The 11,861-nt window shown below is 63.9% G+C and carries 9 protein-coding genes; 8 read left to right on the forward strand and 1 reads right to left on the reverse strand.

From position 1 onward, the window contains the following. The first annotated feature begins 220 nt into the window (after positions 1 to 220). Positions 221 to 3,061, forward strand: a complete 2,841-nt coding sequence (gene secA / locus AB7M16_RS21220; RefSeq protein WP_453945120.1) for a preprotein translocase subunit SecA — start codon at positions 221 to 223, stop codon at positions 3,059 to 3,061. Between the two features lie 137 nt (positions 3,062 to 3,198). Here the strand turns inward: secA and AB7M16_RS21225 are convergent, their stop codons facing one another. After that, positions 3,199 to 3,642 (reverse strand): MarR family winged helix-turn-helix transcriptional regulator, encoded by a 444-nt coding sequence (locus AB7M16_RS21225; protein ID WP_172786530.1) that lies wholly within the window; start codon positions 3,640 to 3,642, stop codon positions 3,199 to 3,201. A 179-nt stretch (positions 3,643 to 3,821) separates the two neighbouring features. On the opposite strand from AB7M16_RS21225, the gene AB7M16_RS21230 reads away from it, so the two are divergent. The 7 genes from AB7M16_RS21230 (at position 3,822) to AB7M16_RS21260 (ending at position 11,319) form a co-directional block, all read left to right on the forward strand. Next, positions 3,822 to 5,006 carry a substrate-binding domain-containing protein gene (locus AB7M16_RS21230; RefSeq protein WP_172786531.1) on the forward strand — a complete coding sequence of 395 codons (1,185 nt, stop codon included), beginning with the start codon at positions 3,822 to 3,824 and terminating at the stop codon, positions 5,004 to 5,006. A 165-nt stretch (positions 5,007 to 5,171) separates the two neighbouring features. Further along, complete coding sequence (locus AB7M16_RS21235) at positions 5,172 to 6,686, forward strand: amidase (RefSeq protein ID WP_212258926.1); 1,515 nt, start codon at positions 5,172 to 5,174, stop codon at positions 6,684 to 6,686. 36 nt (positions 6,687 to 6,722) lie between these two features. Beyond that, positions 6,723 to 7,580: a branched-chain amino acid ABC transporter permease gene (locus AB7M16_RS21240; RefSeq protein WP_271497989.1), complete on the forward strand. Its 858-nt coding sequence runs from the start codon at positions 6,723 to 6,725 to the stop codon at positions 7,578 to 7,580. Positions 7,581 to 7,582: 2 nt separating this feature from the next. Continuing rightward, complete coding sequence (locus AB7M16_RS21245; RefSeq protein ID WP_172786534.1) at positions 7,583 to 8,800, forward strand: substrate-binding protein; 1,218 nt, start codon at positions 7,583 to 7,585, stop codon at positions 8,798 to 8,800. A 6-nt stretch (positions 8,801 to 8,806) separates the two neighbouring features. Further along, complete coding sequence (locus AB7M16_RS21250; RefSeq protein WP_453945121.1) at positions 8,807 to 9,910, forward strand: branched-chain amino acid ABC transporter permease; 1,104 nt, start codon at positions 8,807 to 8,809, stop codon at positions 9,908 to 9,910. Then, positions 9,900 to 10,631, forward strand: a complete 732-nt coding sequence (locus AB7M16_RS21255) for an ABC transporter ATP-binding protein (RefSeq protein ID WP_453945122.1) — start codon at positions 9,900 to 9,902, stop codon at positions 10,629 to 10,631. The genes AB7M16_RS21250 and AB7M16_RS21255 overlap by 11 nt, the downstream gene beginning before the upstream one ends. Continuing rightward, entirely contained in the window at positions 10,624 to 11,319 is a 696-nt protein-coding gene (locus AB7M16_RS21260) for a branched-chain amino acid ABC transporter ATP-binding protein (RefSeq protein ID WP_453945123.1), read from the forward strand. Before AB7M16_RS21255 ends, AB7M16_RS21260 begins: the two co-directional genes overlap by 8 nt. Positions 11,320 to 11,861: the final 542 nt, after the last annotated feature.

The following is an 11,861-nucleotide window of genomic DNA, read 5'->3' on the forward strand; positions in this document are numbered from 1 at the left end:
CTGACCGGGCCATATCTCTGCCCGGTCGCGACCATGGCGATGGCGTTTATTTTGCTGCGTTTTTGGCCGTTGAACCCAGACTTGCCCAATTCCCACCCATATGGCGGATGACCCCGCAGTCCGGGCTCTGACGCCGCGAAGCGTCACGGTGAGTTGATAGGCAGGCGGGGAACAACTTCTTGGGCCCAACGCGGTTAAATCGCGAACACAGGAACTAGGCATGATCGGCGCGCTCGCCCGCAAGTTTTTCGGCTCCGCCAACGACCGGCGGGTGAAGGGATATCAGTCCCGCGTCAACGCGATCAACGCGCTGGAGCCTGAGCTCGCCAAGCTTTCCGACGAGGCGCTCAAGGCCCGCACCGCGGAATTCAAGCAGCAGCTCGCGAACGGCAAGACGCTCGACGACTTGCTGGTCCCCGCCTTCGCCACCGTGCGCGAGGCCGCCAAGCGCACGCTCGGCCAGCGCCATTTCGACGTCCAGCTGATCGGCGGCATGGTGCTGCACGAGGGCGACATCGCCGAGATGAAGACCGGCGAAGGCAAGACGCTGGTCGCAACGCTTGCGGTGTATCTGAACGCGCTCGCCGGCAAGGGCGTCCACGTCGTCACCGTCAACGACTACCTCGCCCGCCGCGACTCCGGCTGGATGGGTCAGATCTACAGCTTCCTCGGCATGACCACCGGCGTCATCGTGCACGGCCTCGACGATGCCGAGCGCAAGGCGGCCTATGCCTGCGACATCACCTACGGCACCAACAACGAATACGGCTTCGACTATCTCCGCGACAACATGAAGTACCGGCTCGAGGACATGGTCCAGCGGCCGCACTTCTTCGCCATCGTCGACGAAGTCGACTCCATCCTGATCGACGAAGCGCGCACGCCACTGATCATCTCCGGTCCGCTCGACGATCGCTCCGACTTCTACAACACCATCGACGGCTTCCTGCCCAAGCTCGACAAGACCGACTACGAGGTCGACGAGAAGCAGCGCACGGTGACGCTGACCGAAGGCGGCATGGAGAAGATCGAGACGCTGCTGCGCGATGCCGGCCAGCTCAAGGGCGAATCGCTCTACGACGTCGAGAACGTCTCCGTCGTGCACCACATCAACCAGGCCCTGCGCGCCCACACGCTGTTCACGCGCGACAAGGACTACATCGTCCGCGACAACGAGGTCGTCATCATCGACGAATTCACCGGCCGCATGATGCCGGGCCGCCGCTATTCGGAAGGCCTGCACCAGGCGCTGGAGGCCAAGGAGCACGTCCAGGTCCAGCCCGAGAACCAGACGCTGGCCTCGATCACCTTCCAGAACTACTTCCGCATGTACGAGAAGCTGGCGGGCATGACCGGCACCGCCGCGACCGAAGCGGATGAATTGTTCGACATCTATAAGCTCGAGGTCGTGGAGATCCCGACCAATCTGTCGATCGCGCGCCTCGACGAGGACGACGAGGTCTATCGCACCCACAAGGAAAAATATCAGGCCATCCTCGCCGAGATCGAGCGGGCCAATGCGCGGCTGCAGCCGGTGCTGGTCGGTACCGCCTCGATCGAGAAGTCGGAAGTGCTGGCCGATTTCCTCAAGAAGAACGGCTACAAGCAGATCGATTTCGGCAAGGAGGGCGCGCTCGACAAGCTCTATGCCGCCGCCCGCGCCGGCAAGCCGGCCAAGCTGTTCGCGGTGCTGAACGCGCGCTTCCACGAGCAGGAAGCCTATATCGTCGCAGAGGCCGGCGTGCCCGGCGCGATCACGATCGCCACCAACATGGCCGGCCGCGGCACCGACATCAAGCTCGGCGGCTCCCTGGAGATGCGCATCCAGCAGGAAACGGCCGGCATCACCGACGAAGCCGAGAAGGCCAAGAAGATCGAGCAGATCAAGGCCGACATCGAGCATTTCCGCGACATCGTGCTGAAGGCCGAGGAGACCGTCGAGGTCGAGCCGGCCAAGGGAAGCAAGCCCGCCAAGACCGTGAAGAAGCCCGGCGGCCTCTACATCATCGGCTCCGAGCGCCACGAATCCCGCCGCATCGACAACCAGCTGCGCGGCCGTTCCGGCCGTCAGGGCGACCCCGGCCGCTCGAAGTTCTTCCTGTCGCTGGAAGACGATCTGATGCGCATCTTCGGCTCGGATCGCCTCGACAGCATGCTGCAGCGTCTCGGCCTGCAAGAGGGCGAGGCCATCATCCATCCCTGGATCAACAAGGCGCTGGAGAAGGCGCAGCAGAAGGTCGAGGCGCGCAACTTCGACATCCGCAAGAACCTCCTCAAGTTCGACAACGTCCAGAACGACCAGCGCAAGGTGATCTTCGATCAGCGCGTCGAGCTGATGAAGGACGAGAGCGTCGCCGAGACGGTCGCCGACATGCGCCACGCCTTCATCGACGACCTCGTCGCGAAGCACGTCCCCGAGCATGCCTATGCCGAGCAGTGGGACGTCGCGGGTCTGAAGGACGAATTGAAGCGCGTGCTCGATCTCGACCTGCCGGTCGACGAATGGGCCAAGGAAGAGGGCATCGCCGACGAGGAGCTGCTCAACCGCATCGAGACCAAGGCCGACGAGCACATGGCGGCGAAGGTCGCGCAATGGGGTCCCGACGTGATGCGTTACGTCGAGAAGACCATCCTCTTGCAGACGCTCGACCATCTCTGGCGCGAGCACCTGATCATGCTCGACCATCTGCGCCAGGTCATCGGCCTGCGCGGCTACGGCCAGCGCGATCCCTTGCAGGAGTACAAGACCGAAGCCTTCAATCTCTTCCAGGAGATGAGCGCTCACTTGCGCGAGGCGGTCACGGCGCAGCTGATGCGTGTCGAGATCGTCCCGCCGGAGCAGGAAGCCCCGGTGCTGCCGCCGATGGAGGCGCACAAGTTCGATCCGAACACCGGCGAAGACGAGATGGCCCTCGCCAGCGTCACCCTCGGCGCCCAGGCTACCGACGCTGCGCTGCGCGATCCGAAGAACCCGACGAGCTGGGGCAAGGTCGGCCGTAACGAGGACTGCCCGTGCGGTAGCGGCAAGAAGTACAAGCACTGCCACGGGCGGTATGCGTAGTGATTAGGTGATGCTGTCATGCCCCGCGAAGGCGGGGCATCAAGTACCCCCCAGCCTTTCGGCTCAATCACAATCGTCTCTGGAATACTGGATCGCCCGCCTCCGCGGGCGATGACAGTTGAGGGTGTAGCTCGCGCTCAATTCGAGCTATCGATCAAGCTCTCCAGCAGCCGCTTCAATTCGCTCGTCGATTTGTCGCCGTAGCTCTCCAGGATGTGCTCCTCCTGGTCGACCGCGAGCGAGTTGAGCTTCTTGCACAGCACCTTGCCGCGGTCGGAGATGAACATCAGCACCTTGCGGCGGTCGTTCGGGTCCTGCACGCGATAGACCAGCGTGTCGGAGACCATGCGGTCGATCATCTTGGTCAGCGTCGGATGGTTGAGCAGCACGGCGTCCGCAAGCTCGCCCATCGAATGGCCCTCGCCATCCGACAGCACTTTCAGGATGCGCCATTGCTCGACCGGCACGCCTTCCTTGCTCAACCGCAATTCGAGCTGCCGGTTGATCTCCCGGTTGGCTTGCGCGAGCAGGTAGGCGAGATGTTCGGTGATCGGGGAGTTTTCTTTCGACGGTTTTGCCACGGCTAAGACTTCGTCTTGACCCAAATGAGTGAATGTCTTGCAAACAATGCTGCATCTATATGCACTTCAATTCTTGAATATTCAATATTTTCAAAATAGGATCATTGCCCAACAAAAGGGCGGAAGCCGCGGCCGCCTGCTCAATGTGCTTTCAAGTCTGGTCTCAGACAGGAGTTGGCGTGCACGCGACGGTAAACTTCCCGGCTCACGGCGGTCCGGCGTTGCCGCCGTCCTTGCTGTTCAGGAATTTGTCGTCATCGGCGGCGGATTTCGACCTGTCTCCGGTCGATGCGCATTTCATGAGGCGGCGCGGCGCGCGCAGCAAGCTGCGCATCGGCAATTTCCTCACCTTCACCGGCTCGCCCGGAATCTGGGGCCCGACCTCAACCAACAGCGCGATGCTCGCGGTTGCCGAGATCAACAAGCGCGGCGGCATTCTCGGCCGCGAGCTCGAACTGTCGATCTACGATTCCGGCGGACCGATCGAGGAGGTGGTGCGCCGTGCCGAGCAGGCGATTGCACTCGACGAGGTCGACCTCATCATGGGCTCGCATATCAGCGCGGTCCGCGTCGCACTGCGCAAGGTCACCGGCAACCGCATCCCCTACATCTACACGCCTGTCTATGAGGGCGGCGAGCGCACGCCGGGCGTCATGGCGATCGGTGAGACGCCGCGCTGGCAGAGCCGGCCGGCGATCCATTGGCTCGCGGACGTCAAGAAGGCGGCGCGCTGGTACCTGATCGGCAGTGATTACGTCTGGCCCTGGCAGTCGCATCGCGCGGTCAAGCGCTACATCAAGGAGGCGGGCGGCCAGGTCGTCGGCGAGGAGTTCGTACCCGTAGGCGAGGACAATCACGAGCCGCATCTGGCGCGGATCCGTGCCGCCAAGCCGGATGTGGTGCTGATCTCGCTGATCGGCACCGACAGCATCACCTTCAACCGCGCCTTCGCCGAAGCGGGCCTTGCCACCTCGACGCTGCGGCTTGCAGGTGCGATGGACGAGACCGTGCTGCTCGGCATCGGTGCCGACAACACCGAGAATCTGTTCTGCGCCTCCGGCTATTTCAACGGCCTGGTCTCGCGCGCCAATGACGAGTTCCTCGGTGCCTATTATTCCATGTTCGGTGCCAACGCGCCGCCGGTCGGCTCCGTCGGTCAGTCGAACTATGAGGGGCTGCGCTTCCTGGAATCCGTCGCCAACCGTGCCGGATCATTGGCCTTTCGTCCGCTGCTGAAGGCCGCGCGGAACACCGTCTACTCGGCGGGCCGCGGTCCCGTGACGCTTCGCGACGGCCGTGCCGAGATGCCGATGTACCTCGCTGAAGCCGACGGTCTCGACTTCAAGATCATCAAGACGCTCTGAGCGACGGCTGCCGATACGCCGCAGCGCTCTCGCGAAATAATAGTTGAAAAGGAAAATATTTCCGTCTCTAGTAACCACGTGAAGCCGGTTGACCCGCACCCCCCAAGGCGAGGGCGAGAGGCTTCCATCAGTGCCAGGGATCAAGAAGCCTTCAAGGAGAGCGCCGTGACAGTTGCCCTTCCCACGCCAGCCCAACTTCGCAGTGTCGCCGAGCAGTGCGGCCTTTCGCTCACCGATGATGACGTCGCCTCGTTCCGCGGTCTCATGCAGGGCTCGATCGAAGCCTACAATCTCGTTGCCGCGATGCCGGACGAATTGCCCGAGGTGAAATATCCGCGCACGCCGGGCTATCGGCCCTCGGCCGAAGAGAACCCGCGCAATGCCTGGTATCGCAAGTCGACCGTGAAGGGCGCCGCCAGCGGCAAGCTCAAGGGCAAGACCGTTGCACTGAAGGACAACATCATGCTGGCCGGCGTGCCCATGACCAACGGCTCGTCGACGCTGGAAGGCTATGTGCCCGATTTCGACGCCACGATCGTCACGCGCATGCTGGATGCCGGCGCCGAGATCAAGGGCAAGGTGCATTGCGAGCATTTCTGCCTGTCCGGCGGCAGCCACACCGGCTCCTACGGGCCGGTGCATAATCCGCACAAGATGGGCTACTCGGCCGGCGGTTCGTCCTCGGGATCGGGCGTCGTGGTCGCGCTCGGCGAGGTCGACATGGCGATCGGCGGCGACCAGGGCGGCTCGATCCGCATGCCGTCGTCGTTCTGCGGCATTTACGGCATGAAGCCGACCTGGGGCCTCGTTCCCTACACCGGCATCATGCCGATCGAGATCTATGTCGATCACACCGGCCCGATGACCGCGACCGTCGCCGACAATGCGCTGCTGCTCGAGGTGCTCGCCGGCGATGACGGCTACGATCCCAGGATCAAGGCCCCGAAGGTCGAGGAATACACCAAGGCGCTCGGCCAGGGCGTCAAGGGCATGAAGATCGGCATCCTCAAGGAGGGTTTCGAGCAGCCGACCGCCGAGTCTGCGGTGAACGAAAGCGTGCGCGAGGCCGCAAAGCGCTTCAAGGATCTGGGCGCCACTGTCGAGACCGTCTCGATTCCGATGCACCTCATGGGCGGAGCGATCTGGACTCCGATCGGCACCGAAGGCCTGACCCAGACCATGATGTTCGGCGATGGCTACGGCCTCAGCCGCGGCGATCTCTATTCGACCTCGCTGATGGATTTCCATCGCGGCTGGCGCCGGCAGGCCGACTCGCTGTCCGAGACCACGAAACTGTTCATGATGCTCGGCACCTACATCAACAACAATTTCGGTCCACGCTTCTACGGCAAGGCGCTCAACATCTCGCGCCGGCTGACCGCGGCCTACGACAAGGCGTTCGGGGATTACGATCTGCTGCTGATGCCGACCACGCCGATGAAGGCGACCAAGCTACCAGAGCCCAATGCCAGCCGCGAGGACTACGTCGCTCGCGCGCTCGAGATGATCTCGAACACCGCGCCGTTCGACATCACCCATCATCCCGCGATGTCGCTGCCCTGCGGCATGGTCGACGGCCTGCCGGTCGGCCTGATGCTGGTCGGCCGCATGTTCGAGGAATCCACCATCTACCGCGCCGCCCATGCCTTCGAGCAGATCGGCGACTGGAAGAAGATGTGAACGAGGGATTAGTCCAGACGAACGGAACACCACCACATGGCTAACGCGTTCGTCGCAGCGTTCGAAATCCTGAGCTTCGGTGCGATCATCGTCCTGATCGTGCTGGGGCTCGGGATCATCGCCAGCATGATGGGCATCTTCAACTTCGCGCAGGGCGAGTTCGTTCTGCTCGGCGCCTACATCACCTATCTCGCTTATGCCAAGGGCCTGCCGATCTGGGCGGGCATGGTGGCAGCGCCCTTCGTGGTCGGCGCTCTCGGCTTCGTGCTGGAGGCGCTGATCATCCGGCGCTTCTACGCCGCGCCGATCGTTGCCATGCTCGGCACCTATGCGCTCGGCCTGATCATCCGCGAGATCGTTCGCGGGCTGATCGGCGGCTTCTATCTCACCGTGCCGGAGCCGATCGGCGGCTCGATCGACATCGGCGCCATGCACATCTCGGCCTGGCGCTTCACCATCATCGTCATCACGCTGCTGGTGATGGGCCTCTGCTATCTGCTGCTGTCGCGCACCAGCTTCGGCCTGCGCGTGCGGGCGACGCTGGAGAACCCGTCGCTGGCGCGTGCCTCGGGCATCTCAACGCCGCTGATCTACGGCGCCACCTTTGCCTTCGGAGCAGCGCTCGCCGGCCTGGCCGGTGCGCTGATCGTGCCGGTGTTCAGCCTGTTTGCCGATCTCGGCCTGCGCTTCCTGATCCAGGGCTTCGTCGCGGTCATGGTCGGCGGCGTCGGCTCCTTCATCGGCCCGGTCGCGGGCGCGGGGGTCATCGGCACGCTGAGCGCGGCGCTGCCCTGGGTGATGGCGCCCGTCGTCGCCGACGTCCTCGTCTTCGTCCTTGCCATCGTCTTCATCAAATTCCGTCCGCAAGGTCTCATCGCTGGAAAAGGGGTTTAGTCATGTTCGATCGTACGCAGCTTTCACGCCGCCGCTTTCTCTCCAATTTCGCCTTTGCATCGGGCGCGGTCGCAACCGGCGTCGGCAGCTGGGTGATCCCGGCGCCTTGGGCCAATGCGGCGGAGGCGCCGATCAAGGTCGGCATCGCCACCGACCTCACCGGCCCAATCGCCTATGCCGGCAATGCCGACGCCAACGTCGCGAAAATGGTGATCAAGGAGATCAACGGAGCCGGCGGCCTGCTCGGCCGTCCGCTCGAGCTCTACATCGAGGACACCGCATCCAACGAATCCGTCGCCGTCGGCAATGTCCGCAAGCTGATCCAGCGCGACAAGGTCGACATGGTTCTGGGCGGCATCACCTCGTCGATGCGCAACGCGATCAAGGACCCGATCGTGGCGCGCGGCAAGACGCTCTACATCTATCCGCAGCTCTACGAAGGCAAGGAGTGCACGCCCTACCTGTTCTGCACCGGCCCGACGCCGGCGCAGCAATGCGACGAGTTCATCCCCTGGCTGATCAAGAACGGCGGCAAGAAGTTCGCGCTGCCGAGCGCCAATTATGTCTGGCCGCATACCCTCAACGTCTACGCCCGCAAGGTGATCGAGGCGAGTGGCGGCGAGGTCGTGTTCGAAGAATATTACCCGCTCGACCAGGTCGACTTCTCCGCGACCGTCAACCGCATCATCTCCAACAAGGTCGACGTCGTCTTCAACACCGTCATCCCGCCCGGCGTCGGACCGTTCTTCAAGCAGCTCTATGAAGCCGGCTTCCTCAAGAACGGCGGACGTCTCGCCTGCGTCTACTACGACGAGAACACGCTCAACATCAACCAGGCTGCCGAAATCGAGGGCCTCGCCAGCTGCCTCGATTATTTCAAGGTGCTGACCAAGGAGAACCCGTTCGACGCCAAGATCCAGGCGGCCTATGAGAAGGACTTCCCGGGCAACTTCCTGTTCGCCGCTGGCAGCGCGGCCACCGGCACCTATCGCGGCCTCAAGCTGTGGGAAGCGGCGGTGAAGGAAGCCGGCAAGATCGACCGCGAGTCCGTTGCCGCCGCGCTCGACCATGCCAAGATCGCCGAAGGTCCCGGTGGACCCGCCGAAATGGTGCCGGGCAAGCGGCACTGCAAGATGAAGATGTACACCGCGGTCGCCAAGAGCGGCAATTACGAGATCGTCGGGCGCAGCAACGGTCTCGTCGATCCCAAGGAATGCTGAGGTGGAATGCTGAAGCCGATGAGTGTGGTAAGAGAGGCCATCGTCGCCGACGCGGACGACGAAGTGGACGGTGCGATGGCTGAAGGCGCAGCGGCGGAACAGGCCAATGGCCGCGTCGAGGCAGGACGAAAAATCCTGCCCATCGTCGAGGGCCTTGTGCTCGTCGCGGCGCTGTTCGCGCCCCTGGTGCTGCAGGACTATCTCACGGTGTTCGCGACGCGCGTGGTCATCCTCGCGCTGTTCGCGCTGTCGTTCGACCTGGTCTGGGGCTATGCCGGCATCATGAGCTTCGGCCAGGCCCTGTTCTTCGGCTCGGCCGGCTACGGCGTCGCCCTGCTCGCGCGCGACCTCGGCATCACCAACATCTTCCTGGTGCTGCCGGCGGGCACGCTGATCGGCCTGACCTTCGCGCTACTGCTCGGCGGCTTCCTGCTGCTGGGACGGCACCCCTCCAGCGTGATCTTCGTCTCGCTGGGCACGCTGACCGGCTCCTACGCCGCCGATCGTCTGGCGCGCGGCTGGTATTATCTCGGCGGCCAGAACGGCATCCCCTCGATCGCGCCGATGTCGCTTGGGTCTTACGACTTCACGGAAGGGCCGGCCTTCTATTATCTCGTGCTCGGCATCCTCGTCGTGGTCTATCTGCTCTGCCGCTTCCTGGTGCGCTCGCAGTTCGGCCTGGCGCTGGCCGGCCTGCGCGAGAACGAGCAGCGCATCGCCTTCTTCGGCTACAAGGCGCAGCACCTGAAAGCGATCATCTTCACCATCGGCGGGGCCGTCGCCGGTCTCGCCGGCAGCCTCTATGCCTTTCACGAAGGTTTCGTCTGGCCCAACATGGTCGGCGTCGTGGTCTCGACGCAAGTGGTGCTTTACGTCTTGTTCGGCGGCTCCGGCACGCTGATCGGCGCCGTCATCGGTACCGTGATCGTCGAAGGCGTCAGCTTCTGGCTCTCGGACAACTACCGCGACATCTGGCCGATCATCCTCGGCCTGCTGCTCCTGCTCGTGATCCTGTTCCGGCCGCTCGGCCTGATCAGTTTTGTCCTCGGCGAGCGCGAACGCGTCGGCAGCTTCGGCGCCAAAATCAAGGAGACGCGCAATGCTCCTTGAAGCGGCCGGCATCAAGAAAGTCTTCGGCAAGCTCACCGCGCTCGACGGCGCAGCCCTCATGGTCGGCGAGAACGAGTTTCACGGCCTGATCGGCCCGAACGGCTCGGGCAAGAGCACGCTGATGAAGTGCATCGCCGGGGCCGAGGTGCCGACGCAAGGAAAAGTCTCCTTCGTCAACACCGACATCACCGCGTTCACGCCGACCGAGCGCGCCCGCGCCGGCATGAGCCTGAAATTCCAGATCACGTCCGTGCTGCCGTCGCTGACGCTCTACGACAACATCCTGCTCGCGCTGCAGGCGCAGTCCTCGCTGTTCGACCTCGTGTTCTCGCGCACACGCGGCGCGTTGCACGATCAGGTCATGACCATGCTGAGGCAGTTCCGTCTCGCCGACCGCGCCTTCGATGCGGCCGCCGCGCTCTCGCACGGCCAGCAGCAATGGCTGGAAATCGCGATGGCACTCGCCGGCAAACCGAAGCTCCTGCTGCTCGACGAGCCCACCGGCGGCATGAGCCTGGAGGAGCGTCGCGTCACCGGCGAATTGCTGCAACCGATCAAAAAGCATTGCTCGCTCGTCATCGTCGAGCACGACCTCGATTTCATCCGCGACATCTGCGACCGCCTCACCGTGCTCGACCAGGGCAAGGTGCTGGCAACAGGCACGGTGTCCGAGATCCAGGCCAACACATCCGTCCAGGAGATCTATCTGCGCCGTGCCTGAATTTTTGGACATCAAGCATCTCGACGCCGGCTACGGCCGCAGCCAGGTCCTGTTCGACGTCAGCCTCGGCATCCCCTGGCGCGGCGGCGTCGCCGTGCTCGGCCGCAACGGCGCCGGCAAGACCACGCTGATGAAGACCATCGTCGGCGAGCTGCCGGCATGGAAGGGCGAGGTCGCATTCGATGGCCGCGACATCAGTCGCCGCGCCACCCAGGAGCGCGTCCGCGCCGGCATCGGTTACGTGCCGCAGGAGCATTCGGTGTTCGCGCGCCTGTCGGTGCGCGACAATCTCGCGGTCGGCTCGCTCGCGAGCAAGGACGCCTCCGCAATCGACCGCGTGCTGGCCATCTTCCCAAAGCTCGGCCAGCGCCTCGACCAACCCGCCGGCACGCTCTCCGGCGGCGAGCGCAAGATGCTCGCGATCGGCCGCGCCATGCTGGGCGATCCCAAGCTGCTGCTGCTGGACGAGCCCACCGAAGGCGTCTGGATCGGCGTCATCGAGGAGATCACCGAGCGCCTGATCGAGCTCGCCAAGACCATCGCCGTCATCATCGTCGAGCAGCACCTCGACCTCGCGCTCCGCGTCGCCGATTATGCTTACGTGCTCGACCGCGGAAGAGTCGCGCTGCAGGAAGAGGCGGCGGAGGTGAGGGGCAATCCGGAGCTGATGCGCTATCTGGCGCCGTAGGGATATGGCCCGTTGCGCGAGCTGAGCGCGCGCCTCGTCCTTCGAGACGACCGCTTCGCGGTCTCCTCAGGATGAGGCTAAGCAGCATCGGAGCCTGTTGAAACTGGTGCAACGCTCTCGATCCTCATCCTGAGGGCCCGCCAACGGCGGGCGTCTCGAAGGATGGCCACAAGCGAGATCGCTCCATATGCGATACCCCGGCGCTTGACCAAGACTGGCGCGGCACCCCGTCCGCTTCTTCAATTGTCAGACAGCCGAACGTGGCATCGCGATCCCGCAGCGCTTCCGCGTCCGGGTTTTGCTTCGCTTCTGACGCCCTTCGAGTCGGAAGGGCGCAGGGAAGGCCGGGTACCGGCTGGCACCCACGAGCCCCTGTGCATGATGCGTAGAGTAGACGCTCACAGGGGAGACACAGGTGCAGCCCGATAACCGGCCTTCCCTGCGCAGTGGTTTGACGGCTTATGTCGCGCTCTCCCCGGGGAGCGTTGCACTTTTGCCCCCGTCGCCTCGCCAGATCGCTGATGTGGGCAACCCGGTCGGGC

The sequence above is a fragment of the Bradyrhizobium sp. USDA 372 genome (genome assembly GCF_053629095.1).

Coding starts and splice junctions, on each gene's coding strand:
- AB7M16_RS21255 (WP_453945122.1), top strand. CDS start 9,900: ATGCTCCTTGAAGCGGCCGGCATCAAGAAAGTCTTCGGCAAGCTCACC.
- AB7M16_RS21245 (WP_172786534.1), top strand. CDS start 7,583: ATGTTCGATCGTACGCAGCTTTCACGCCGCCGCTTTCTCTCCAATTTC.
- AB7M16_RS21240 (WP_271497989.1), top strand. CDS start 6,723: ATGGCTAACGCGTTCGTCGCAGCGTTCGAAATCCTGAGCTTCGGTGCG.
- AB7M16_RS21250 (WP_453945121.1), top strand. CDS start 8,807: ATGCTGAAGCCGATGAGTGTGGTAAGAGAGGCCATCGTCGCCGACGCG.
- secA (WP_453945120.1), top strand. CDS start 221: ATGATCGGCGCGCTCGCCCGCAAGTTTTTCGGCTCCGCCAACGACCGG.